This window comes from Desulfofarcimen acetoxidans DSM 771 (assembly GCF_000024205.1).
Taxonomy (GTDB): domain Bacteria; phylum Bacillota; class Desulfotomaculia; order Desulfotomaculales; family Desulfofarciminaceae; genus Desulfofarcimen; species Desulfofarcimen acetoxidans.
In genome coordinates this window covers 3,762,283-3,786,907 of the sequence record NC_013216.1, presented here as the reverse complement: position 1 = coordinate 3,786,907, position 24,625 = coordinate 3,762,283, and the positions used below count along the sequence as shown (strand labels likewise).

The window sequence follows — 24,625 nt, the reverse complement described above, 5'->3', positions numbered from 1 at the left end:
CTGGTTGACTGTAAAATAAACGGGTGATAGGATTAGGTGAAATGAATCCTGCCAGGTCAGGTGATTTGTTTCAGAAAAGAGATGAGGAGGTAGTAAAAGTTGTTCAGGGGAGCTTGGGGTTTTTTATGTAAAGGTTTCAGTACGGTATTATTGGCTTTGGGGTTAGTCTGGAATGCCGGGTTTACGCCTGCCTATGCGGATATAAACCCGGTAAACACTGAGATAATCAGTCCCGGGGTGGTACTGCAAACTTATATGTATAATAAAACCAGGATTTATGCTATTAAAGTTGATTTGTCCAACCCCTATGTGAAAATTGATACAATGATCGGTGCCGACGGAACTCTTAATAAGGCTCAGAGTTTAACAGGCATGACATCAAGGACGGGGGCTGTAGCCGGTATTAATGGCGGTTTTTTTCAAATGAAGAATCACCGGCCGATTGGCTTGGAATTCAGCAACGGAAATCTGGTTTCCAGCCCTGCCATGCGTGAGGACATGCCTGGTTTTGCTGTGACTAATAATAACCAGGCTATTATCGGCATATTTGGGTTTTCCGGGACAGTTGTATCCGAAAACGGAAATTCATTTCCGCTGTTTGGTATTAATAAGCCTGATTACCTGCTGCAGGACGGCCAGTCTGCCGATATTAACCACCTTAATCTATATAACTCCTTCTGGGGTACTGAGACCAGGTCGGATGTTTCCGGACAAAGCGGAATAGTAGAAGTTGTAGTTCAAAATGATTTAGTTGTCTCGGTTAACCAGAACAAGCCCGGTGTACCTATTCCTGCGAACGGTTATGTTCTGGAGGGTCATGGGGCGGCGGCTCAATTTTTGCTGGAGAATTTGCCAGTATCCTCCAGAGTGCAGACGAGTTATCTGGTTACTCCCCAAACAGGCAACCTGAGAGCTGCCTTAGGCGGCAATACTTTGCTGGTGCAGGACGGCCAGCTAGCCCCTTTTACTCAGGAAATTACGGGTAATTATGCCCGTACCGCTGTAGGTATAATGCCTGATAATAAAACGCTTTATCTGGCCGCTGCTGAAAATGGCAATGGCAGTGTGGGTACTACCCAAACAGGTATGGCTGAATTTCTCCTGGCGCTTGGTGTGAACAGGGCAGTAAACCTGGACGGTGGCGGATCGACCACACTGTCCGCCAGGCATGCCGGAGACGGCGAGGCATCTCTAATCAATCATCCCCAGCTAACTCAGCAGCGTTTGCTTCCGGATGCTGTAGGAGTATTTTCTACCGCACCGAAAGGGAACCTGGGTGGTTTAGTTGTTACCGGTCCGGATTATGTTCTGGGCGGCACATCAGTGCAATATGCGGTGAAAGGTTATGATGTGAACTATAACCCTTACCAGGTAGACCAGTCGTCTGTTAGCTGGAAATCTGATCCGCAAAACGCCTTCCAGTCGAATATCTTTCACCCGCTCTCAGGCGGCGACTATAAAATTATTGCTTCTGTCAACGGTGTCGCAGGAGAGAAAACGGCGCATGTTATAGGCGCGGAAAGCCTGTCGGAATTAGTTGTTTCCCCTGCTTCAGTGATTGTTGAACCGGGCGAATCGGTAACATTTAAGACGATTGCTAAAACAAAGAGCGGTCAGGACTATGAGTTATACGCGACTGATTATCAACTTCAGCTGCAGGGCGATATGGGTTCCCTGGCAAACAATTTGTTCACAGCCCAAACCCCGGGAACCGGCAGTATAACTATTTCCTTCCAGGGAATGGTAAAAACCGTTCAGGTAATTGTGCGTTCTACGGGCGCAAATACTGCGGTGGTTTCAAATAGCAGCGGTGCGGAAGTAGTTTTGGATGAGAATACAGTATTACAGTTTCCGGCTCAGGTAGTGGAGTCCCCGCTAAATATTGAAGTTATACCGCTGGACGATGTTGCAATACCCGGTTATGATGTGTTAAAAGCATTGGATGTGGCCGGTTCCCAGCCGATATCATGGGGGGAACCCTGGAAGCTCAAATATAATTATAATAAAAGTGATCTGCTTAGTTTGTCGCCGGAAACATCGGGAGAGCCGCTTGACTCGGATGATTCAACTGAATTATTAGATCCTTCTGACATACTGTTAGATCCTTCTGATATACTGACTCAAACGCCGGGAGAAACAGATTCCAATGATGACAGCCAGCTTGCTTCTGACCTGACACCTGTAGTAAAGGTCCTGTTTAAAGGCGAGGGCAGCGATGAATGGCAGCTCCAGCCTGCATGGACAGTGGGGCAGGATAACCTGCAAACAATTAATGCCAGGATAAAAGGTCTGGGACAGGTTGCCGTAGTGGTGGATGAGCAACCAATACCGGTTTTCAGCGATATGAAAAATCACTGGGCTGAGAATATAGTGACTCAAATGGCCTCCCGTGAGATTGTCAACGGTTACCCGGACGGCAGTTTCCGGCCTAAAAACATGATTACGCGGGCTGAGTTTGTGGCCTTATTATACCGGGCTTTGCTCTGGTCTAAAACGGAAAACCAGGTTTCTTTTAAGGACGAGATACCCGAATGGGCCGTAGATCCAGTATCTGCCGCTGTGAGCAGAAAGGCGGTCAGCGGCTATCCCGATAACACCTTTAAACCATCCAAAGGCATAACACGTTCGGAAATGGCTGTCATAATTGATCGTGTGCTTAATTTGCCCAAGACAGATAAGCAGCAGAAGTCTGCATTTACCGATATATCTTCCGTTCCTGCCTGGGCACTGGATCAGGTTGACCGGGTGGCAGCGGCGGGAATCTTGAAAGGTGATAAGGACAAGTTTCGCCCTCTGGACAGCGCTACCAGAGCTGAGGTAGCTGTGGCAGTGAGCAGGGTTCTTGATTACTGGGTAACCCATTAATATAATTGGGGTTTGTTCATAATATTTTAAAGTTGGAGCAGGAAAATGAGGTTTCATGTAGAAGATTTCATTTCAGATAATTAAATAAGTTGGTTTCAGGTGCCCCATGAAATCGGGGAGAATAGGGAATCAGGTGTAAATCCTGAACGGTCCCGCCACTGTAACCGGGGAGCATAGCGGCATAGGATAACCACCGTTAAACCGGGAAGGTTGCTGCATGTATTGAACCGGAGTCAGGAGACCTGCCTGAAAACCAAAAACCTTTTACAGGTTGCTTCGTTGGATGATGGAAAAGTCCCACGGCCTTATTGGCTGTGGGCTTATTATTTTTAACGGGGGTTGATTGCATGTTGCAGAAAGCGATATCGATGATTGGTAGCTTGGATCAGGAGGCTATGAACAAAGCTCAGCAGCGGCTGGACAGTTTAATTAAGCCGCCGGGCAGCCTGGGTGTTTTGGAAGAAGTGGCTGTGCGTTTGGCCGGTATTACCGGAAATCACAAACCTTTTATAAGGAAAAAGACCGTGGTTGTCATGGCTGGCGATCACGGTGTGTTTGAAGAAGGTGTCAGCGCTGCGCCGCAGGAGGTAACCTATCAAATGCTGCCTGCTTTTGTACACGGTGTGGCAGGTATTGGTGTTTTGGCCCGTCATGCCGGAGCTAATCTTATTGTGGTGGATGTGGGGGTAGCAGTGCCTGTGGATTATCCGGGAGTATTGCGGAAAAAGGTCAAAGCGGGTACCGGTAATATAGCCAGAGGGCCGGCTATGACAGTGGAAGAAGCGGTACAGGCTCTGGAGGTTGGCATAGAAACTGCGTGGCAGGAAATAGATCAGGGAACAGATCTGCTGGCTACCGGCGACATGGGAATTGCCAATACCACACCGAGCACGGCTCTCCTGGCTGTCTTTGGCAATCTATCGGTAGATGAAATCACCGGTCGCGGGACTCTTATTAATGACGAAGTTTTAAATAACAAGATAAAAGCAATAGAGGCTGCAATTAAGGTCAATAAGCCTGATCCGGCTGATCCTGTAAGCGTGCTGGCCAAGGTAGGCGGTCTGGAAATTGCCGGGTTGGCCGGCTTGATCCTAGGCGCTGCAGCCAGGCGGGTGCCGGTACTGGTTGACGGTTATATCAGCACTGCCGCCGCTCTGGTTGCTTCGCGCATATGCCCCTTGTCCAAAGAGTATATGCTGGGTTCTCATTTGTCGGGAGAAAAGTCTCACCGGTACATGCTGGAGGTGGTCGGCCTGAAGCCCATGCTGCATTTGGACATGAGGTTGGGCGAGGGGACCGGATCAGCCCTGGCTATGAATATTGTAGAAGGTTCACTGAGAATATTGCATGAGATGGCAAGTTATGAAGAGGCAAAAGTATCAGATGTGGATGAGAGCAAAATTTTAAAGTAATTAAATAAAAAACCGGAAATAATAAAAACAATCAACTTAATATAAGCAGGAATTTGAGTTTTTTCGGAGAAAATAAGGGTGTTAGGAACAGGAGGTGTTAAAGTGTCTTTAGAAAAAATTTATGATATGGCGGTAGAGCTGGGGAAAGCCATTGCCGAGACGGAAGAGTTTAAGGATATGAAGCAAAGTGAGCTGGCCATCATGAGAAATGAGGACGCAGCGGGCCTGGTAGAGAAGCTTAACAATGCCAAAAGAGGCGTAGAAAGAAAAAAGATGTTAGGTGAACTTACCGAGGCGGATGCTATAGAAATGGGCGAGATTGAAAAAGAAGTTTTGAGTAACCAAGTGGTAAAGCAATCCTTTGAAGCTAACGCTATGTTTAATAATTTTATGCAAAAAATCAGCGTAAAAATACGTGATGGCATCCGTGAGAAATCTGATCATTTGGTCTAGTAAATAATCTATGGCGGAGCCGGGTGGGACTTCGTTATTGAGGAGAGGTGGCAAGTTAACCTCTTCTTTTGACGAAGCAGGAAAATCCCCTTTAGCGACTTTCGAGGCAGCCATGGGTACTCGTGTTTATCGGAAATTATTCAGTACTGACATTATTTATGCAATATAAATTTATACTTCATTAAACAGTGGTTATCCACGGATCCATATAAGCATAATTCCCTGGAGTAAAATAAATTCATAGGATAAATTTTTAGCAGGTATTTATAGGGAAGTTGAAGAAATACATAAAAGCACTTATATATAGAGAGTACAATTAGTTAATTGCCGGTTTTACAGCCCATTTCGCTTGATTTAAGGCCTAAGAGCGGTTATTTATCTATTAAAAGCCATGCAAAAATTAATAATAAAAAAAAACAATTTTAATAAAAAAAATAGCTTATTCTTAGAAGGAGTTTTGAAGTTTAGGTAGAATAACTTATATACAAGAATAATTAGTGATCGATGAAGTGCATCTGAAGCGTTGGATTTGTGCAAATGCAAGTGATAAGCTGCACAATCACCAGGTTGCATGAACCGGTCAATAATAAAGAGAAAAATATTTGAGGAGGGCGATGAGGAAAATGGCATTAGTTGCACCGCATGGTGGAAAATTAACTCCGGTAATTCTCCCGAAAGAACAACGTGAAGATGCTTTGGCAAAAGCTAAAACTCTGCCGGTAATTAGAATGTCATCCCGTGAAACATCTGATGTATTAATGATTGGTATGGGTGCATTCAGTCCATTAATGGGTTTTATGACCAAAGAAGATTATGAAAGCGTAGTAAACACCAAGCACTTAGCCAACGGCTTAGCCTGGCCCGTGCCCATCACTGTTTCAGTTACCAAAGAACAGGCTGCTGAACTTAAAGAAGGTATGGAAGTAGCTCTGGTTGACGACGAAACAGATAAGTATGTGGCTATTCTTACTGTTAAAGATAAATATGAGTATGACAAGACCAAAGAATGTAAAGAAGTATTCTTTACCGATGATCCCGAGCATGATGGTGTTAAGAAAGTTATGGGCCAGCCGGAAATTAACGTTGGCGGCGATATCATCACCTTCAGTGAAATGGGCTATGCTACCCAGTATGCCGGTTATTATGCTCACCCGCACGAAACCCGTGCATTATTTGAATCCAAGGGCTGGAACACTGTTTGTGCTTTCCAAACCAGAAACCCCTTGCACCGCTCTCACGAGTTCCTCTGCAAGATCGGTATGGAAGTTTGCGACGGTTTGTTCCTGCACCCGATTGTTGGTAAATTAAAGCCTGGCGATATTCCGGCTGAAGTTCGTTTTAAGTGCTACCAGGCTCATATGGACAACTATTTCAATAATAAGAACGTTGCTCTTAAAGTATATCCGATGGAAATGCGTTATGCCGGACCCAGCGAAGCTATCCTGCATGCTATCTTCCGTCAGAACTTCGGTTGCAGCAACATCTTAATCGGTCGTGACCACGCCGGTGTAGGCAGTTACTATTCTGCATATCAGGCTCAGGAAATTTTTGACCAGTTTAAGCCCGGTGAGATCCTTTGCCAGCCGATTAAAGTTACAGCCGCTGCTTATTGCAAGAAGTGTATGGGTATGGAAACTGAAAAGACCTGCCCGCATACCGGTGAAGATCGCGTAGCTATCAGCGGTACCAAGGTTCGTCAGATGTTTGGCGCCGGCCAACTGCCGCCGCTGGAATTTGGACGTAAAGAAGTTCTCGAAATTCTCACCGAGTACTATCAGGCTTTAGATAAAAACAAGTAATAATTAGTTAATCTATAACTTATGCTGGTTTAAGGCCGGTTGCCGCTTAAAGCGGTAATCGGTATTAGATAAGGGTGTCATGCTAACTACATGAGGAGGTGGTCAAGAACAGTTAAGGTTTTTGCCGCCTGTCATTAAGACAGTCATGTTTTTGTATGATTGACTGAAAAGTCAAAAAAGACTTGCAGTCTATATGCCTGATAAGTTATGTGTAATATTTTCGCAGCGTGCTGATTGGTTTTAAGCCAGGCTTATGATAGCTGCGAGGTTTTAAACTAAGATTTATATTTGGTTATAGGAGGTCAGAGAATATGCCAACTTTTGTAATGCAAGAAAAATGCGATGGTTGCAAGGGTCAGGACAAAACAGCTTGTATGTATATCTGCCCGAACGACTTAATGGTGCTTGACAAGGAAAAAATGAAGGCTTATAACCGTGACTTAACAGCTTGCTGGGAGTGCCTGTGCTGTGTTAAGATTTGCCCGCAACAAGCTATGGACTTCAGAGGCTATGCTGATTTCGTTCCCCTGGGAGCCAGTGTTGTTCCTTTGAGAAGTTCCGACAGCATTATGTGGACAGTTAAGTTCAGAAACGGCTTAATGAAGCGCTTCAAGTTCCCCATCAGAACAACTGAAGAAGGTACTGCAGTTCCCGACGCTGGATACACTTTGGATAACGACGATCTGCAAAGTGAAATGCTGTTTACCCAGCCGTATTCCATGAATTTAACTGAGTTCCCGACCATTAAGTAGTTATTTAAACTTATATATAATTTGTTAGCTGAAATATTTTGGTATTTAGGATGTATAAAGAGGAGGTAAAAATAGTATGCCGAATTTTGAAACTGTAGAAATTACCACTGATCTTTTGCTTATCGGTGGTGGTATGGCCAACTGCGGTGCTGCTGTAGAAGCTGCATATTGGGCAAAGAAGAACGGTGTTAAGGTTACTTTAGTTGATAAAGCCGCTATGGACAGAAGCGGTGCCGTTGCTATGGGTTTATCTGCTATCAACCAGTATGTTAACTATGCTAAAGGCGTAAACACCCTTAAGGATTATGTTGAGTATGTTAAAAAAGACTTAATGGGCATTGCACGTGATGACCTTGTTTATAACATTGCCCGTCACGTTGACTCTACCGTTCATTTGTTCGAAAAATGGGGTCTTCCCATCTGGTTGAATGACGACGGCACATATGTAAATGAAGGCCGCTGGCAGATCATGATTAACGGTGAGTCTTACAAGATCATCGTAGCTGAAGCTGCTAAGAATGCTCTCGGCACCGAGAACATTTATGAGCGCGTATTCATCGTAGAGCCGATTCTTGATGGCGACAGAATTGCCGGCGCTATCGGTTTCAGCACTCGTGAAGAGAAAGTTTATGTATTCAAGGCTAAAGCAGTTCTGGCTGCTATGGGCGGCGCTGTAGGCGTATTCAAGCCTCGTTCCTCCGGTGAAGGTCTTGGCCGTTCCTGGTATCCTCCGTTCAGCACAGGTTCCTCCACTTACTTTACAGTAATGGCTGGCGCTGAGCAGACCTGTCAGGAAGTAAGATTTATTCCCATTCGTTTTAAAGACGGTTATGGCCCTGTAGGCGCTTGGTTCTTGCTCTTCAAATCCAGAGCCACCAACGCTTTCGGCGAAAACTACATGGAAACCAACAAGGGTGTATTAGCTGACTATGCTCCGTATGGCGATGCTAAGCCGATTCCTGCTAACCTGAGAAACTATCTCGGTATGTTAGACGTAAGCGCAGGTAAAGGACCTCTCTTCATGAGAACAGAAGAAGCTATTGCTAATCTGGCATCTAAATATAAAGATGACGAGAAAGCCTTCAAGAAGAAAATGAAAGAATTAGAAGCAGAAGCTTGGGAAGACTTCCTTGATATGACTATTGCACAAGCTATGCTGTGGGCAGCTACCAACACCGCTCCGGAAGAGAAATCTTCTGAAATCGCTGCTGCTGAGCCTTACTTCATCGGCTCACACTCCGGCGCTTCAGGTTGTTGGGTAAGCGGACCGAGAGACGTAGCTCCGGCTGAATATCAGTGGGGTTACACCAACATGACAACTGTTAAAGGCTTATTTGCTGCCGGTGACGCTTCAGGCGCTTCCAGCCACAAGTTCTCCTCCGGTTCACACGCTGAAGGTAGAATCGCTGGTAAATCAGCTGTACGTTTCTGCGTAGAAAATCCTGAGCAGCCCAATGTTGATCCTGCTGTTGTAGAAACTCTCAAGGCTAAGATCCTCAAGCCGATGGAAGTTTATGAAGCTAATAAAGGCTTTACCACTGATGACGAAATTAACCCGAACTACATTTTCCCGAAAATGTATATGTTCAGACTCCAGAAGCTCATGGATGAGTATGCAGGTGGTGTTACCGCTAACTTTACCACCAGTAAAGCTCTCTTAGAAAAAGCTCTCGAACTGCTTGTATTCTTGAAAGAAGACTCAGAGAAACTGGCAGCCAGAAGCCTGCATGAACTTATGAGATGTTGGGAAAATATCCACAGAACCGTTCAGGCAGAAGTACACATTCACACAGTAATGTTCCGTGAAGAGACCAGATTCCCTGGTTACTACATGAGAGCTGACCTGCCGAAGATCAACAATGAAGATTGGAAGTGCTTCTGTAACGCAACCCGCAACCCGCAAACCGGTGAGTGGACCATGCGTAAGGTTCCTGTTATTGATTTAGCTCTCTAATCAGTTAATTTGCCGCTTTTTGGCTTGAAATATTGATTCAGTTATAATGCCAACCACGGCGTTGTAGGGGTTCGTGGCCGTCGGTGGTCACGAACCCCATTTCAATCTCTCGAAAATATGGGTTATCGGCCTGTTCGAGCCATGCTCGTGGAGACTGGGCGGAATACTTTGAGTGTTATTACCCTGATTTCCAGGTGTCCTGACAGGTCACCTGGACATTTTTATTGGGCTTGTGAATTTTCGTATTAGCCAAAAAAACAGATTCAACTCCTAATATGTGGGTGTGAACAGACATAGAAATGGGTGATAAAATTTGGCAAATAAAAGTATATTGGTAGTCGGTGGAGGTATTAGCGGGCTAACTACTGCGGTAGAAGCAGCTGAAGTAGGATATGAGGTTTATATCGTAGAACAGAAACCGTACCTGGGCGGTAAGGTTGCCCAAATAAATCAGTATTTCCCTAAACTTTGTCCTCCTAACTGTGGTTTGGAAATCAATTTTCAAAGAATAAGAAAGAACCCTAATATAACGTTTTATACAATGGCAGAGGTTGAAGCAATTACCGGCCAAGAAGGTAATTTTACAGTAACCGTTAAGCAAAACCCGCGTTTTGTCAATGAGAACTGTACCGGATGCAATAAATGTACAGAAGCTTGTCCTGCTGATAGAGCCAACACATTTAATTATGGTATTGATAAGACAAAAGCTATCTATCTCCCGCACGAGTTTTCCTTTCCACAGCAATATGTTATAGACGCGGAGGCCTGTTTAGGAAAGGGCTGTACTAAATGTGTTGAAGCATGTGCCTATAACGCTATTGATGTAAATATGCAAGCTAAGAGCTTTGAACTTAATGTAGGGGCCATAGTTTATGCAACAGGTTGGAATAGCTACGATGTTACCAAATTGGCTTACTATGGTGGTGGCCAGTATGCTAACGTTATTACCAATACAGTAATGGAAAGAATGGCTGCAACCAACGGACCGACCCAGGGTAAGATTGTTCGTCCTTCAGACGGCAAAGAAATTAACAGCATTGCCTTCATTCAGTGCGCCGGTTCCCGTGATGAGAATCATTTGAGCGCCTGTTCCACTGTTTGCTGCATGGCTTCCTTAAAGCAGGCAACCTATGTAAGAGATCAATATCCTGACGCTAAGATTAGCATTTTCTATATAGATATCAGAACCCGTGGTAGGCATGAAGATTTCTTTAATAAAGTTCAGAATGAAGCTAATGTAACACTGGTAAAAGGCAAAGCCGGAGAGTTGGAAGAGGATCCGGAAACCAAGGATATTACTGTTATTGCAGAAGATCAAATGTCACAGCAATTAATGCAGGAAAAATTTGATTTGGTTGTTTTGGCTACAGGTATGTATCCGGCCACTGCTGATACAAAGATTCCTTTTGCAGTTGATTATGATAAAGATGGTTTTGTAGCCTCAAACACACCTGGAATTTATGGCGCCGGTTGCGTAAAAAGCCCTATGGATGTTTCCGCATCCGTTAAAGATGCTACCGCTGCAGCGCTTAAGGCTATACAATCTACGGTGAGGGGGTAGCAAAATGGCTAAAAAAATTGGTGTATATATATGTACCGGCTGCGGCATAGGTGAAGCAGTAGATGTAAATGCCTTAACTAAAGTTGCTACTAAAGAACATAAAGCAGGCATTTGTAAAACCGATGCTTTCCTTTGCGGCCAGGATGGAATTAATCTTATAAAAAGTGATATCCAGGGAGAAGGCGTTAATGCCGTAGTTATCGCCGCTTGTCCTGCGCGTATTAAATATGATGTGTTTAACTTTGGCCCGGAAGTTATGGTTGAGCGTATCAATTTAAGAGAACAAGTTGTATGGACTCATGAAGCCGGTGACGAAGACACAACCATGATGGCTGAAGACTATATGCGCATGGGTATGGTTAAGGCTAAAGCCGCTGAAATTCCTGAACCCTATAAGCTTGAAGATACTGCCAAGTCTATTCTGGTAGTCGGTGCAGGTCTGGCAGGGATGACATCAGCCATAGAGGCTGCCAAAGCCGGTTATCAGGTAATACTGGTAGAAAAAGAAGCCGTATTAGGCGGCTACGTGGCAGGTATGTATAAACAAGCTCCCATCAAGGCACCTTTTGATGGAATTAAAGACAATTGTATTCCGGCGCTGGCCGCAGAGATACAGTCGAACTCCAATATTAAAGTTTATACGTCAGCTAAGGTATTAAAAACTGCCGGTGCTCCCGGAATGTTTGATATTACCATTGAGCAGGGTGGACAAGAAATTCTCGAAAAGGCCGGTGCAGTCATTCTGGCTTCCGGTGCGACACCTTATGACCCGGCTAAACTTGGTCATCTTGGCTACGGTTCCTGCAAAAATGTGATTACCCAGGCTCAATTTGAAGAATTGGCTAAAAAAGGTGCGGTAAACCGTCCTTCAGACGGAAAAGCGGTTGAGAGGGTTGCCTTTATTCAGTGTGCCGGTTCACGTGACGCTGAGCATTTGGCCTATTGTTCCGCTGCCTGTTGCGTTGAGTCTTTAAAACAAGCAGCTACCTTAAAAGAACTGAATCCTGATGCACAGTCAATTTTCTTCTATAAAGACATTCGTTCTTCCGGACAGTATGAGCACCTATATAAGCAAGTTCAGTCAGACGGAGCAATCTTTGTTAAGTCCGAGATCGTAAATGTAACTGCGGACAGCTCAAGCAGTGTTACTATAGAAGTACAGGATCTTATCCTTGGCGAGAATGTAATTACTGATGAGATTGACCTGGTTGTGCTGGCTAACGGCATGGTTCCTTCCACTGCCAATGTAGCGCAGCCTGCCGCACCCCCTGCGCCGGGAGAGCAAGTTGAAGAAGTAGCAGAAGAAAAAGACACAATTTTGAACCTGGCCTACAGACAGGGCCCGGAACTTTTAAACCTGAAATATGGTTTTCCTGATTCTCACTTTATTTGTTTCCCGTATGAAACACGCAGAACCGGGATCTTTGCCACCGGCAGTGTAAGAGCCCCGCTGGATTTGGCCGCTACAGTGGAGGATGCCACCGGTGCTGCTTTAAAAGCTATTCAGTGTGTGGAAGCTACCGCCTTTGGTGCAGCTATTCACCCGAGATCCGGTGATATGTCTTATCCTGAGTTCAACATGAATCGTTGTACGCAGTGTAAGAGATGTACTGAGGAATGTCCGTTCGGTGCTATTAACGAAGATGAAAAAGGCAATCCTCTTCCCAACCCGACACGCTGCAGAAGGTGCGGTACCTGCATGGGTGCTTGTCCTGAAAGAATTATCTCCTTTAAGAACTATTCAGTGCCTATGATCGGCAATATGGTTAAGGCTGTTGAGGTTCCTGAGGAAGCTGATGAAAAACCGAGAATTCTTATACTGGCTTGTGAAAATGATGCTATACCGGCTCTGGATATGGCCGGACACAGTCGTCTTAATTATAACGCCTGGGTGCGCATTATTCCGCTGAGATGCCTTGGTTCCTTGAACCTTGTATGGGTAGCTGATGCTATGTCCGGTGGTTGGGACGGCATCCTGCTGTTAGGCTGCAAGCACGGTGACGATTACCAGTGCCACTTTATGAAGGGCAGTGAGCTGGCTGAGATTCGCCTGTCCAAGGTTTCAGAAACTCTTGACCGTCTTGGATTAGAATCTGACAGGGTAAGATTCAGGCAGATTAACATAATGGAATATAAAGAAGTTGCCACAATAATTGATGAATTTGCCAAGGATATTGAAAAATTCGGCCCGAACCCGATGAAGGATTTTGCATAAGAAGAATTGGCCAACTGTGAATGATTTAGGGGGAGGAAACGGCTTTTGTTTAAATAGCCGGTTAACTAACTCCTAGGAATATGATATATTTATAGTGGAGGTACAGGGCGGCTGTTTCAAAAGCCGTCCTGGAATCCAGTAAAAAGCGAGGAAAGGAGCCATAGGAGATGACTGAAAATTGTAACATTTCCAACACTTCCTCCCAGCCTCTAAAATACGACCTGAAATTTCTTCGTGAGGTTCGGTCCTTAGAAAACGGGGCATATGTGACAACATGCATGCAGTGTGGGATGTGTGCCATAGCATGTGCCACGCGGGAGATAATGGATTATTCGCCGCGCAGCCTGTTTAACTTAATTAAGCTTGGTAAAAAAGAGGAAGTAATGAACTCCAATACCATGTGGATGTGCACCTCTTGCTTAACCTGCAAGGCTCGCTGCCCGAGGGGTATCCCGTTAGTGGATGTAATGCATGATCTTAAAATGCTGGCAATTCAGCAGGGTAATGTAAGCTACCCGCAGGCTGCTTTTTACCAGGCATTTTGGGAAGAAGTTAAAACCAGAGGCCGTGTATTTGAAGGTGGGATAATGGCACGGTATGCCTTGAAACGCGGTTTGGGAGAGATTAAGAAACTATTTGGCATGAAGGATTTGGGTATGGATATGCTGTATCACGGTCGTATGCCTCTAATGCCGCCGGCAAAGATCAAGGGTTTAAAAGACCTGCAAAAGATTATCGATAAAGCTCAAAACATTATGCGGAGGGAGGCTAAGTAATGAAATACAGTTTCTATCCAGGATGTTCAATGGAAGCAACCGCCATTCCGTATTTAAAATCATTTGAGCCAGTCTTGGAAGCTTTAGGTGTGCATATGGAAGAAATACCCGATTGGAACTGCTGTGGAGCAACCGTTGCTTCCGGTGTAGTGGGTGATTTTACACAACAAGTGCTGACTGCCCGCAACCTGGCTATAGCTGAAAAAAACGGCAGTGATATACTGGTAGCCTGTAGTTCCTGTTATCTTAGCCTGGCTACAACCAACAAGCGTTTCCAGGAAGATGAGCATTTCGCTAAATTAGCTAATGAAGCACTGGCTGAAGGCGGTTATAAATATAACGGCACTATTAAAGTTCGCCAGATCCTTGATGCTTTGATCAATGATATCGGCCTTGATAAAGTACGCGCCAGAGTTAAGCGCCCTTTAACCGGGTTTAAAGTTGCAGGTTATGTGGGGTGCCAGACTGTCAGATCGATTCCCTGGGAATTTGATGATCCTGAGAATCCAGTCACATTAGATAATGTTATCGAAGCGTTGGGTGCCACTCCGGTTAAGTTTCCTATGAAAGCCAAGTGCTGTGGCAGTTCTCAGGCTGTAGCTCAGCCTGACATCGTGCTGGATTGTTGTTTGGATATATTGCAATCAGCCGTGGACAATGAAGCAGAATTAGTTGTAACCTCTTGTCCGATGTGCCAGCTTAACCTGGACGCCTACCAGGGTCAAGTAAATCAGAAACACGGCAAAAATTTTCATATGCCTGCGTTATTTTTTACACAGCTAATGGCTATTGCTTTTGAGCTGCCGGCACCTAATTGGGCGTTGAAATATAATATTGTTGATCCGAAAAAAGTAATTGATCCACTGTTACGCAGACTCGGGTAACAGTGAAACAAAATAATAATAAAACATTTTGACAATTCACATTGCAATTTATATACCAGTATTGGCTGCGCTGAGTAAAGACCGCCAAAGGCATGAAACAAAGAAAGTTGAAAATATTTCGGATTAGAGCAAGCTTGCCAAGTGTGACTGGTGTTGACAGGTACATCTAGGGGATTTCAATACATTTTATTCACTGTAGAAATATTTACTGTCACGCCGGTATACACATTGTATTTATGTTTACAGTATTCTTCCTTATTCCTGTACATAAAAAACTTCTTACCAAATAAAAGGTAAGAGGTTTTTTATTTTTTCTTATTTCTTATAATATAAAGTTTAATTGAATATTGATATAAAACGCATACAGCCCGCTAAGGGCTGTTTAAAGTTAGCTATGATTTTAATTTGAAATTGCCTTGTTAATAGCAGCCTGATACCCAGCCTTAGATTTTTACGATATTTTTTGATGCGTCTGCTGTGTGATATTTTCCTGTTGGCGCTGTTCCTTTTTTAGCAATTCCTCGGCATAATCAGTTGAAATTAAATAAAGATTGACCCATAGGTTATGCTCGTTTGATTTACCTTCTAATTCTTTAGATAGTTCTTTGAATTTTTTGCCTACTCTGTCTTTAAATGATGAAAATTCTATTAATACATCAAGCACATCCTTTTGAATATAAGAAACACCGTCTTTTAATACCTTAGCCAAGGTTGTCCCTCCCCTTGCTCTTGTCTTATATTACCTATATTATAATATCTTGGGCAATATATGTTAAGGGGGGTAAATTGTCTTATAACATTTTCTTTTGTATTATTTTGTTGTGTCAGAAAATATATATGTTGCGTAAGAGCATGAATAACCCGCACCGTTTTACTTGATCTAAAACCCCTTGGGAACAGATCAATTGGTGATGCGGGCTTCTTTTTAGTGTTTAATTTAATATTCCTGCCTTACGGGTTGCCTTTAACTATTTGTAGGTGCCGAAACCTGCTGTTTGGTTAAGTGGCTGGAATTGCGATTGTTGTAAAAAGTTATTATACTGCTGTGCTGTTTGTTGTTTGGGCTGTGCCAAGTAACTGCTGAACTGCTGCGGATACTGGTTTGGCTGCGACACATAACTTCCTAATTGTTGAGCATTATACTGGGATGGCTGAGATACGTAACTTGAATACTGTGAAGTATAGGGCTTAATTCCCTGATTATAAAGCTGTTGGTTGGCGAAACCTAAGCCGGATGACTGTTGAGTGCCGGTTCCATAACCGTACCCGTAATACTGGCTGTAATTTTGTTGTCCACCGGTACCTGTTCCGAATTGATTGGTGCTGCCCACTTGATTAATTTGAGAAGTCAACTGGCGTGCCATATTGTTAACCTGATTCATGTTCTGGCTTATGTTGCTGCATATCTGCTGCATGCGTTGCAGTTGCTGCGCTGCGTTTACCTCATTTTGCTGCATTTGCTGCAGCTGACCGGTGTTGTTTTGCTCTGATTGCTGTAATTGACCGGCTATGTTTGAGATATTATTCAGATCCTGGCGTAATTGTTGAATTTGATTTTGAATTTGCTGTATTTGTTGAAACTGATACATTTTTATGCCCCCCTGACTTTTTAAGTTAATATATTTAATATTATTAATCCCCAATTTTCAGCAGGATATGAATAAAAATATATGTTATATTATGGATATTCTTATTTCTATTAGTTGAGTCTGTTTAAAAAACAGGTACCGTTTCTTTGTAATATACAATTTTTAATTACAGGTGACACAGCTAAAATATTAATGCCGTGATTAAGGGGTACAAGGGGGGCGTCTGATAAGATAAGTCTTTGTACTCTGGCATAAATATTCTGTCTTTGCTCTAAATCGCAAGAAGAACGTCCTTCCTCCAGCAGCGAATTAACAGCTTCATTATTATAGTGGAAGATGTTTAAACCGCTCTCATTTAGTTTACCGCCGAATTGATGGTATAAAAAATCATCTGGGTCTCCGCTGTCACTAATCCATCCGTACAGGAAAGCATCACCCTCCTGGTTAAGCAGTGCTCTCTTGTACTTTTCCCAATTGTATGTTTTTATTCTAACTTTTATATTTACCTGTGCCAACTGATCTTGGATAAATTTGGCCAGTGGCTCACCGCCTGTGTCGTTATAAGGTCTTTGATCCAGATAAGTAATCAGCTCAAAGGAAAAGCCATTGCCAACTGTGTCATTAAGTATCTGAATTGATTTTTCAGGGTCATAGCCGTATAGTTTAAAGTTTTTCTCAAAACCACAAACGCCGGGAGGTAAAATGTTTTCATTATTTATTGCTAATTGGCCGGTATCTCCTTTTTCACCGCGGTTAATAGCCATGCTTATTGCACGGCGAAGTTTAATATTATTAAAGGGTGGCTTGTTAACGTAAAAACCCAGGTAGCTAACATCATTGCTGACAGTAGTCTGGTAAGGTATATTCCTTTGCTTGAATAACAAGGTATTTAGCTGTGTAAAACCGTCTGCCAGGTGGACATCACCATTTAATAGCGCTGTTAGACGCTGGCCAGTTTGTGGTATCACCTTAAATATAAGCTTTTTAACTTCGGGTCCCGGTTCGCGATAAAACGGGTTAACTGCCAGGCTGATCGAAATATCTTTATCCCAATCCAGTAAGATGTAGGGTCCAGTGCCCGTAGGATTGACTCCAAAGGCCGAACCATATTTCTCTGCTGCCGAAGGTGAAACAACGGGAGCGGCATAGGGCATAGCCAGATTCCGCAGGAGTGGAGCATAGGGTTTAGAAAGGACCAGCTTTACCGTATAATCATCAATTACCTTTACCTCCCTTAAGGGCCCGAAAACCAGATCGTAATAATAGCTTGCTATTCCCTTTTTAGTTTGACGCTCAATACTGTATTTAACAGCCTGGGCCCTAAAAGGTGTACCGTCGTGGAATAAAATATTTTTTTTAAGATTAAAAGTGTAGGTAAGGCCGTCTTTAGATATTTTCCAATCTGAAGCTAACGCAGGTTCAATATCGAGAGTTCCAGGTTTATAACGTACCAGTCCTTCATATATACAGCTAATTAGCTTGGCTGATTGAGGATCTTTGGCCAGTGCCGGGTCCAGTGTCTGAGCTTCTGAGGTGTAAGCATAGACAACTGTTTGATGCGAGTCCAGGAGACTGAGCACAGGTATGCCGCCTAGCTTTAGATTCCAGGAAAAAAAGCCTAAAGCAAACATAAAGAATACGCCTGTCATTAATCTGTGCCAGAATTCCTTGTTAGATAGATTAGCGCTTTTTTGGATAAACAATTAATCATCCCCAATTGCATATATTTACCATATAATATACATCATGGAACCTGTAAAATCCTGCAATGAAAAACAAAAAGTATATAATCGTGTTAAGGATTATTTATTAAATCCTATTAGCGGGTAAATACGCAAACCCGTACCACTGAGTGATACGGGTTTCTTTCTGGGGATTGGAAAATTATTATAGCTATCTCCGGGAGTAGCCGTTTAATGTATGCAGCTTAAAATGTTTCGACGTTTTGAGCACCGTTATCCTGTAAGGTTTTAGCGGCCTGCTGTACCCTTTTTGCGTCCGACTGAACTGAAACAATAGTGCTGCCCTGCTTGACTTTATCTTCATAGAAACTGCCACGGTCGGATGGTATGCCAAAATCAGCTAACCCACCTGCTATCCCACCGGTAGCTGCTCCTGAAAGTGCGCCGGCCAGCGGACCGGCTGCCAGAATAGGGCCTATGCCGGGGATAGCCAAAGCGCCCGCGCCTAATACCAGACCGGCTATTCCGCCTATTACGCCGCCGGTTGTTGCACCGTCGGATACCGGGTCATTGCCATAGAAGTTATTGTAGTTGTCGTTAGCATTATCTTTTTTTGCCGCTATTGAGATATCTTTATCAAAACCCTGAGTGCGCAGCGCATTTACGGCTTTTTCAGCAGTTGCTTTATCGCTAAAAGCGGCAATTACAGACTTACTCATTGGACAGCCTCCCTTTTATAGTGTTCATCTTAGATTACCTCAAAGTAAAAATTCTTATGCAGACGCATTATAAAATTTAATCTGGACATTGCTAAAATTAATGTTTTTTTCTTTTTCTTGTTCTGTTATAATATATCTTGTTGTATTCCAGAAATAAGTTTAGGAGGGGATTTATTATGTTGCCAACCCCGAAGAAGTATTTTATTACCGCTGGTTGTTCAGAGGGCAAAAGCAGGCTAACGGCTTTTGATAATGCGCTACTTAGAGCTCGAATTGGGAATATAAATTTAATCCGTGTCAGCAGCATTCTACCACCGGGCGCAGAATTTGATCCGGAATTAAAAATACCTTTCGGTTCGCTGGTGCCTACTGCTTACGGATATATAATCAGTGATGTACCGGGAGAAAAAATCGCCGCTGCCGTGGGAATAGGTCTTTCCTCTGATACCTTTGGTGTAATAATGGAGTTTTCCGGCCGCTGCAGTCGTGATGAAGCATATAAAGCGATAGAGGATATGTTGAAAGAGGCTTTTGAAACCAGGGGCATGGATCTGGTTGATATGAAAATCGAAGCAGTGGATCATGTTGTGAAGGAAGTAGGTTGCTGCCTGGCTGCAGTACCTCTCTGGTATTAAAGGAGGGTTTTCGTTGGAATTTTGGTTTACTGAAGATCAAAGCAAAGATTTAAGGATTGGCTGCCGCATACTGGAGACTATACACAGTGAAACAACTCCTTTTCAAAAACTGGCGGTTATTAATACGGCTCAATTCGGGCGCATGCTGGTGCTGGACAATGTAATACAAACTACTGTCAAGGATGAATTTGTTTATCATGAGATGATTGCGCATGTAGCCTTAAATACCCACCCCAACCCCAAGAAAGTGCTGATCATCGGTGGCGGTGACGGTGGTGTGGTTCGTGAAGTGGTTAAACATACGGGTGTGGAGAAAGTGGTGCATGTGGAGATAGACGGCAGGGTTATCGAAGTGTCTAAAAAGTACCTTCCGGAAATCAGTTGCGCTTTGGATAACCCGAGGGTTGAGGTTATTATTGATGACGGAATTAAGCATGTGCAGGAATATAAAGATACCTATGATGTAATTATTATTGATTCTACTGACCCGGTAGGCCCGGCAGTAGGACTTTTTAGCGCGGAGTTTTACCGGTCTGTCTCTGAGGCATTAACGCAGGACGGATTATTTGTGGCGCAGACAGAGTCCCCCTTTTATAACGAGGAACTAATCACCAGGATACAAAAAGATGTGGCAGACATCTTTCCGGTAACAAGCCTGTACCTGGCATGCGTTCCTACCTATCCTGGCGGTTTGTGGAGCTTTACTATAGGTTCAAAGATATATGACCCTCAAAAAGCAGATACAACCAGGTTTTCTGAGCTTGCCACCAGGTATTATTCGCCTGTGGTGCATAAGGCAAGTTTTGTATTGCCCCCTTTTGTTCAAAACCTATTGAAATAAGGTGATTAGATGAATGGCCTAGTCGAAAGAAATACGCGTTTCATGGGATGTTCGGACAGCTATGAGCAATCAGCGGTGGTGATAACCGGTGTGCCGATGGACTTTACGGTAAGCTTTCGGCCTGGGTCCAGATTTGGCCCGCAGGAGATCAGGCAAGTATCTTTTGGTCTGGAAGAATATAGTTACTATCTGAATCGTGATCTGCGGGATTTCACCTTTTTTGACTATGGCGATTTAATCTTACCCTATGGCAATATAAAAGAATGCCTGAAACGTATTGGCCAGGTAGCCGAGAAACTGTTTTCTGAGGGTAAATTCCCCCTGGTATTAGGCGGTGAGCACTTAATCAGCCTTCCTTTTATAGAAAAAGCCGCCGCCTTTTATCCTGGTCTGGCGTTGATTCATTTGGATGCTCACGCGGATTTGAGGGAAGATTATATGGGAGAGGTCTATTCACACGCTACTGTGATAAGGCGTGCAGTCGAGGCAGTGGGCGGCAGGAATGTTTACCAGTTCGGTATTCGCTCGGGTGACGGGTCTGAGTTTGCTTATGCCCGTAAGGAAACAAATTTCTACCCTGATGAGGTGATTGGTCCCCTTAAAAAAATTTTGCAGCAGTTGGGGGATAGGCCTGTATATGTAACTATGGATATAGATGTGGTTGACCCTGCCTATGCTCCAGGCACCGGCACCGCTGAGCCGGGTGGAATTACTTCACGGGAGGCCTTACAGGTAATTCATCTTCTGGGGCAGACCAGGGTGATTGGTTTTGATTTGGTAGAAGTCAGCCCGCCCTATGACGCTACCCAGCGTACTTCTTTATTGGCGGCCAAGTTGGTGCGGGAAATAATTTTGAGTTTCGGCGGAAAATAATTTTCCACATAGTAAAAGATTATAATTGACTTCCAGTTGAAAATTAGGTATACTATACATTGTCAGTGGATAAGTGTTCTGACAATATTAAATGCGGAGCTGTGGTGTAGTGGTCTAACATGCCGGCCTGTCACGCCGGAGATCGCGGGTTCGACTCCCGTCAGCTCCGCCATAAATGCCACGGTAGCTCAGTTGGTAGAGCAGAGGACTGAAAATCCTCGTGTCGGCGGTTCAATTCCGTCCCGTGGCACCATATGCGGAAGTAGCTCAGTGGTAGAGCATCGCCTTGCCAAGGCGAGGGTCGCGAGTTCGAATCTCGTCTTCCGCTCCACTTATGCCTGGCGGCATAGCCAAGTGGTAAGGCAGAGGACTGCAAATCCTCCACTCCCCAGTTCAAATCTGGGTGCCGCCTCCAATAGCAAAAGACCGTTTACTATATAGTAGTATATAGTAGACGGTTTTTTGTGTTTCAGGAAGTTATGCTTATGATGGATCAGTGAATAAGCCATTGTATAATGAAGTGCAAATTATATTGCATAATCAAGTCAGTACCACATAATTTGCGACAAGCACGAGTTCCTATGGCTGATCGAAAGCAGCCTTAAGCGACTTTTTGGGTGTTTGGGACAATTGGTAATGGCAACGAATCAATATAGGGAAGCGAGTTATATTAAACTTATTGATATGTCTATCTTATATCAAAAAATACTACCTGTTAATTTATTAAACATTTAGATCCAACAACCCACGCGCCGTTTTTTCTATAGTATCCTTAACCTTTAGTTTTTCCAGCCAGCGTCCGGGTATCGACTCGTATCCGTAAAAACACCCCGCTAGCCCACCGCAGATGGCTCCAACCGTATCAGCATCATCTCCCAGGTTAACGGCTTCAATCACGGTTGATTCAAAATCAGGGAAGTGATAGAAAACCCACAGCGCAGCTATCAGGCTGTCCAGTACAAAACCGGAGGCCCAAATCTGATTTTTCCTTAATGAAATACTGTTAGCAATATCCTCCCAGTAGCCTTTAGGCAATGCGGGCAGGTTGGCGCTGCAGTAAGCTTTTGCCTCTGCCAGCGCAGTAAAAATCATAGAGTCCTTGTCAGGGTTTCCTTCAAGGGCCGACAGAACTAACAGGTTGTAAAAGATGCAGGCTGCCGCGGCCTGGGAATCATAGTGTGTCATGTGTGATATCTGAGCGGATATCCTGCACATTTTATCTTTGTCATGTCGGTAAGCCAGACTGACAGGCAGTGTGCGCATGAGGCTGCCGTTGCCGGCGCTGCGATTGCTCAGGCTGACATGAGTTTTTTGCGAGGCCTCGGCCCAGCTGTCGTATTTCTTAAAATTATATATTGATGTACTGACAATGTTACCAATATCCCTGGGTTTGGTATCGTACCAGCTGACAAAATGCTGACCCACGGCTCTGTGCGGGTTGCCGGGGTTGTCTTGTATTCCCATGGCTACAGCCAGAGTCATAGCTGTATCATCAGTACACTCTCCCGGCTGCAGGCCTAACCAGCCTTCCCCGATAATGTCTTTTAGAACGCCGTATTTTCTTTGTATCTCATCACGGTTCATAAATTCCAGAGTAGCACCCAGAGCGTCTCCGGCGGCCAGCCCGAAAAGACCTCCTTTTATACGTTCTAACAGATTAATTGACTGCTCATAGGATATATGGCTAAATGAATTAATAACGGCAGCTTTATTCATACGCACAGCCCCTTTTATAAAAATATACAGTGTAAATATATGTTGACATCATTATACAATATAATGAGTGGGAAGAGATTAATTATTTATATAATTTAAATAATAGATTTGGCTGCAGGATTTATAATTATTTTGTCGTATATGAAACTTTAAGTAACTATAGGTAAATAATCATTGTTGAATAAATAAATTGGGGGTTTTATTATGGTTGTTCTGGATGATGCCCTTTCACTGGGGCAAAAATTGAGTCAAACATCCGAGTATCGTGCTATGAAAGAGGCAGAGGAAATGATGGGCAATGATCAGGTGGCAAGGAAAGCCTATAAAGCTTATCAGAATTTAAGAAATTCCTACCAGCGCATGGAGCAGATGGGACATCAATTAACCAAAGAAAATATGGATAAACTTATCAATGTGCAGTTGGAGATGATGAAAAACCCGCTGGTTAAGACTTATACTGAAAGAAAAGAAGATTTTATGAATCTTCTCAAGCAGGTTGACCAGAAAATCAGTGAGGGGTTGACCGGAATTAAACCAAGTGCCTGCGGTCCAAGCACCTGAGGCTAATAAAAATACCGGGCGGTCGCCCGGTTTAATTTTTTTGCATCTCGACAAAGGTCTAATTTATTTTTAGCGCATGTTTTGCAAACGTCTCACTCTTTCTTCGATTGGCGGGTGGGTGCTGAAGAGCCTGGCAATGTTTTGAACTGACAGGGGATTGACTATAAACATATGGGAGGCGGCAGGGTTTAACTGCATAGGTATTTGCCGGGCTGCCTGTTCCATTCTTAAAAGGGCATTGGCCAGGCCATCAGGGTGCCCGGCTATGCGAGCGCCCGTAGCATCCGCTTCGAATTCACGTGAACGTGAGATAGCCATTTGAATCAGTGCCGCAGCAATTGGTGCCAATATAGCCATGAACAGTGTTCCAATTAAGCCGAAGATGCCGCCGCCTTCTTCGTCGTCACCCCGTAAACCTCCAAACATAGCTGTCCATTGCAGCATATTGCCGATCATGGTGATTGCTCCGGCCAGAGCTGCAGCAATAGTGCTGATTAAGATATCACGATTTTTTATATGGGCCAGCTCGTGAGCCAGTACTCCCTCCAGTTCATTTCGGTTAAGCATTTGCATGATGCCTTGTGTTACCGCAACTGCTGCATGAGAAGGGTTTCTGCCGGTGGCAAAAGCGTTGGGCTGGTGAGAAGGTGTAATGTAAAGCTTGGGCATAGGCAGATTTGCTCTTTCGGACAACCGCTTAACAATATCGTAAAGTTCCGGTGCCTCTGCTCGGGATACCGGTTGTGAGCGGGTCATCATAATAGCAATCTTATCGCTGAAAAAGTAACTTATAAAGTTCATACCCATAGCTATGATAAAGAAAAGCAAAGCCCCTGAACTCCCGCCAAAAGCGCGACCCATCAATACCAGAATAATAGTCAACAGTCCCATCAGGGAAAAAGCTTTGATAGTATTTATGGCAATCACTCTCCTTGCGTGAATTATTATAATATATGATGGATAAGTTTAAATTAGTTTTATAACCTTACATTAGTCTATAACCTCCTTTTTTATAAAAAAGATTATGTTTGAGCGGTTCTTTTTAAATAGTTTATGAAGTGGCAGGTTAAAATACACTGTCTCTTATAAATATTATATATTCTTTAATCAGCCCCGACAAGTGCTAAATACCATAATATGTTATGTGAGCCAATCTATTAAAAAGAATATCGTAAATAAAGAAGATAACCGGAATCAGACATGGTAACGGGCACGTCTAAAGGATAATACTTATGTGTTTGGTATTGCTGCTTTAAATTATACAAATAATAAAGTTTTTGTTGTTGATTTGACTTTAAATGATATATTAATAAAAGTAAAATATTTAATATTTTTTTT

General features: G+C 43.7%; 20 protein-coding genes, 4 tRNA genes and 1 riboswitch. Of the genes, 18 read left to right on the top strand and 6 right to left on the bottom strand.

The genetic code is table 11. The features are described 5' to 3' along the window. Positions 1–99: 99 nt before the first annotated feature. From DTOX_RS17410 to DTOX_RS17365, 10 genes are all read left to right on the top strand, one after another. Positions 100–2,865: an S-layer homology domain-containing protein gene (locus DTOX_RS17410; protein ID WP_015758981.1), complete on the top strand. Its 2,766-nt coding sequence runs from the start codon at positions 100–102 to the stop codon at positions 2,863–2,865. Between the two features lie 80 nt (positions 2,866–2,945). After that, a riboswitch (cobalamin riboswitch) is annotated at positions 2,946–3,129 on the top strand. An 83-nt stretch (positions 3,130–3,212) separates the two neighbouring features. Next, positions 3,213–4,277: a nicotinate-nucleotide--dimethylbenzimidazole phosphoribosyltransferase gene (gene cobT / locus DTOX_RS17405; RefSeq protein ID WP_015758980.1), complete on the top strand. Its 1,065-nt coding sequence runs from the start codon at positions 3,213–3,215 to the stop codon at positions 4,275–4,277. Positions 4,278–4,379: 102 nt separating this feature from the next. Further along, positions 4,380–4,730: a YlbF/YmcA family competence regulator gene (locus DTOX_RS17400; RefSeq protein WP_052292969.1), complete on the top strand. Its 351-nt coding sequence runs from the start codon at positions 4,380–4,382 to the stop codon at positions 4,728–4,730. 623 nt (positions 4,731–5,353) lie between these two features. Beyond that, on the top strand, positions 5,354–6,529 hold the full coding sequence (sat, locus tag DTOX_RS17395) for a sulfate adenylyltransferase (RefSeq protein ID WP_015758978.1): 1,176 nt from the start codon (positions 5,354–5,356) through the stop codon (positions 6,527–6,529). A 311-nt stretch (positions 6,530–6,840) separates the two neighbouring features. After that, on the top strand, positions 6,841–7,281 hold the full coding sequence (gene aprB, locus DTOX_RS17390) for an adenylyl-sulfate reductase subunit beta (protein ID WP_015758977.1): 441 nt from the start codon (positions 6,841–6,843) through the stop codon (positions 7,279–7,281). A gap of 76 nt (positions 7,282–7,357) precedes the next feature. After that, on the top strand, positions 7,358–9,235 hold the full coding sequence (aprA, locus tag DTOX_RS17385; protein ID WP_015758976.1) for an adenylyl-sulfate reductase subunit alpha: 1,878 nt from the start codon (positions 7,358–7,360) through the stop codon (positions 9,233–9,235). A gap of 313 nt (positions 9,236–9,548) precedes the next feature. Beyond that, positions 9,549–10,796, top strand: coding sequence for a CoB--CoM heterodisulfide reductase iron-sulfur subunit A family protein (locus tag DTOX_RS17380; RefSeq protein WP_015758975.1), 1,248 nt, complete (start codon positions 9,549–9,551; stop codon positions 10,794–10,796). A 4-nt stretch (positions 10,797–10,800) separates the two neighbouring features. Further along, a complete protein-coding gene (locus tag DTOX_RS17375; protein WP_015758974.1) occupies positions 10,801–13,011 on the top strand; it encodes a hydrogenase iron-sulfur subunit in 2,211 nt (736 codons plus the stop codon). Between the two features lie 167 nt (positions 13,012–13,178). Continuing rightward, complete coding sequence (locus DTOX_RS17370) at positions 13,179–13,787, top strand: 4Fe-4S dicluster domain-containing protein (protein WP_015758973.1); 609 nt, start codon at positions 13,179–13,181, stop codon at positions 13,785–13,787. Continuing rightward, positions 13,787–14,671 (top strand): CoB--CoM heterodisulfide reductase iron-sulfur subunit B family protein, encoded by an 885-nt coding sequence (locus DTOX_RS17365; protein ID WP_015758972.1) that lies wholly within the window; start codon positions 13,787–13,789, stop codon positions 14,669–14,671. The genes DTOX_RS17370 and DTOX_RS17365 overlap by 1 nt, the downstream gene beginning before the upstream one ends. A 451-nt stretch (positions 14,672–15,122) precedes the next feature. Here DTOX_RS17365 and DTOX_RS17360 read toward each other — a convergent pair whose 3' ends face one another. From DTOX_RS17360 to DTOX_RS17345, 4 genes are all read right to left on the bottom strand, one after another. After that, the gene (locus DTOX_RS17360; protein WP_015758971.1) at positions 15,123–15,380 is read right to left on the bottom strand and encodes a hypothetical protein; all 258 of its coding nucleotides are present in this window, start codon (positions 15,378–15,380) and stop codon (positions 15,123–15,125) included. Between the two features lie 259 nt (positions 15,381–15,639). Then, entirely contained in the window at positions 15,640–16,260 is a 621-nt protein-coding gene (locus DTOX_RS17355) for a hypothetical protein (RefSeq protein ID WP_015758970.1), read from the bottom strand. A gap of 110 nt (positions 16,261–16,370) precedes the next feature. Further along, the gene (locus tag DTOX_RS17350; RefSeq protein ID WP_083773486.1) at positions 16,371–17,963 is read right to left on the bottom strand and encodes an ABC transporter substrate-binding protein; all 1,593 of its coding nucleotides are present in this window, start codon (positions 17,961–17,963) and stop codon (positions 16,371–16,373) included. Between the two features lie 224 nt (positions 17,964–18,187). After that, on the bottom strand, positions 18,188–18,661 hold the full coding sequence (locus DTOX_RS17345; protein ID WP_015758968.1) for a general stress protein: 474 nt from the start codon (positions 18,659–18,661) through the stop codon (positions 18,188–18,190). Positions 18,662–18,837: 176 nt separating this feature from the next. On the opposite strand from DTOX_RS17345, the gene DTOX_RS17340 reads away from it, so the two are divergent. From DTOX_RS17340 to DTOX_RS17310, 7 genes are all read left to right on the top strand, one after another. After that, on the top strand, positions 18,838–19,296 hold the full coding sequence (locus DTOX_RS17340; protein ID WP_015758967.1) for a pyruvoyl-dependent arginine decarboxylase: 459 nt from the start codon (positions 18,838–18,840) through the stop codon (positions 19,294–19,296). Between the two features lie 13 nt (positions 19,297–19,309). Further along, complete coding sequence (speE, locus tag DTOX_RS17335; RefSeq protein ID WP_015758966.1) at positions 19,310–20,137, top strand: polyamine aminopropyltransferase; 828 nt, start codon at positions 19,310–19,312, stop codon at positions 20,135–20,137. Between the two features lie 9 nt (positions 20,138–20,146). After that, positions 20,147–21,010 (top strand): agmatinase, encoded by an 864-nt coding sequence (gene speB, locus DTOX_RS17330; RefSeq protein WP_015758965.1) that lies wholly within the window; start codon positions 20,147–20,149, stop codon positions 21,008–21,010. 95 nt (positions 21,011–21,105) lie between these two features. After that, a tRNA-Asp gene (locus DTOX_RS17325) sits at positions 21,106–21,182 on the top strand. A 5-nt stretch (positions 21,183–21,187) separates the two neighbouring features. After that, a tRNA-Phe gene (locus DTOX_RS17320) sits at positions 21,188–21,263 on the top strand. A 3-nt stretch (positions 21,264–21,266) separates the two neighbouring features. Next, a tRNA-Gly gene (locus DTOX_RS17315) sits at positions 21,267–21,341 on the top strand. A gap of 9 nt (positions 21,342–21,350) precedes the next feature. Continuing rightward, positions 21,351–21,425 (top strand) — tRNA-Cys (locus DTOX_RS17310). A gap of 308 nt (positions 21,426–21,733) precedes the next feature. Here the strand turns inward: DTOX_RS17310 and DTOX_RS17305 are convergent. Next, positions 21,734–22,726: an ADP-ribosylglycohydrolase family protein gene (locus DTOX_RS17305; RefSeq protein ID WP_015758964.1), complete on the bottom strand. Its 993-nt coding sequence runs from the start codon at positions 22,724–22,726 to the stop codon at positions 21,734–21,736. Positions 22,727–22,930: 204 nt separating this feature from the next. Here DTOX_RS17305 and DTOX_RS17300 point away from each other — a divergent pair, with 204 nt between their 5' ends. Continuing rightward, entirely contained in the window at positions 22,931–23,287 is a 357-nt protein-coding gene (locus DTOX_RS17300; RefSeq protein WP_015758963.1) for a YlbF/YmcA family competence regulator, read from the top strand. Between the two features lie 69 nt (positions 23,288–23,356). Here the strand turns inward: DTOX_RS17300 and DTOX_RS17295 are convergent, their stop codons facing one another. Further along, positions 23,357–24,205 carry a zinc metalloprotease HtpX gene (locus DTOX_RS17295; RefSeq protein WP_042317421.1) on the bottom strand — a complete coding sequence of 283 codons (849 nt, stop codon included), beginning with the start codon at positions 24,203–24,205 and terminating at the stop codon, positions 23,357–23,359. Positions 24,206–24,625 lie beyond the last annotated feature (420 nt).

What these genes read in the sequence shown, in the direction of transcription:
- cobT (WP_015758980.1), top strand. Translation starts at nt 3,213, where the DNA reads ATGTTGCAGAAAGCGATATCGATGATTGGTAGCTTGGATCAGGAGGCT.
- sat (WP_015758978.1), top strand. Translation starts at nt 5,354, where the DNA reads ATGGCATTAGTTGCACCGCATGGTGGAAAATTAACTCCGGTAATTCTC.
- aprB (WP_015758977.1), top strand. Translation starts at nt 6,841, where the DNA reads ATGCCAACTTTTGTAATGCAAGAAAAATGCGATGGTTGCAAGGGTCAG.
- aprA (WP_015758976.1), top strand. Translation starts at nt 7,358, where the DNA reads ATGCCGAATTTTGAAACTGTAGAAATTACCACTGATCTTTTGCTTATC.
- DTOX_RS17375 (WP_015758974.1), top strand. Translation starts at nt 10,801, where the DNA reads ATGGCTAAAAAAATTGGTGTATATATATGTACCGGCTGCGGCATAGGT.
- DTOX_RS17370 (WP_015758973.1), top strand. Translation starts at nt 13,179, where the DNA reads ATGACTGAAAATTGTAACATTTCCAACACTTCCTCCCAGCCTCTAAAA.
- DTOX_RS17365 (WP_015758972.1), top strand. Translation starts at nt 13,787, where the DNA reads ATGAAATACAGTTTCTATCCAGGATGTTCAATGGAAGCAACCGCCATT.
- DTOX_RS17355 (WP_015758970.1), bottom strand. Translation starts at nt 16,260, where the DNA reads ATGTATCAGTTTCAACAAATACAGCAAATTCAAAATCAAATTCAACAA.
- DTOX_RS17345 (WP_015758968.1), bottom strand. Translation starts at nt 18,661, where the DNA reads ATGAGTAAGTCTGTAATTGCCGCTTTTAGCGATAAAGCAACTGCTGAA.
- DTOX_RS17340 (WP_015758967.1), top strand. Translation starts at nt 18,838, where the DNA reads ATGTTGCCAACCCCGAAGAAGTATTTTATTACCGCTGGTTGTTCAGAG.
- speB (WP_015758965.1), top strand. Translation starts at nt 20,147, where the DNA reads ATGAATGGCCTAGTCGAAAGAAATACGCGTTTCATGGGATGTTCGGAC.
- DTOX_RS17305 (WP_015758964.1), bottom strand. Translation starts at nt 22,726, where the DNA reads ATGAATAAAGCTGCCGTTATTAATTCATTTAGCCATATATCCTATGAG.
- DTOX_RS17300 (WP_015758963.1), top strand. Translation starts at nt 22,931, where the DNA reads ATGGTTGTTCTGGATGATGCCCTTTCACTGGGGCAAAAATTGAGTCAA.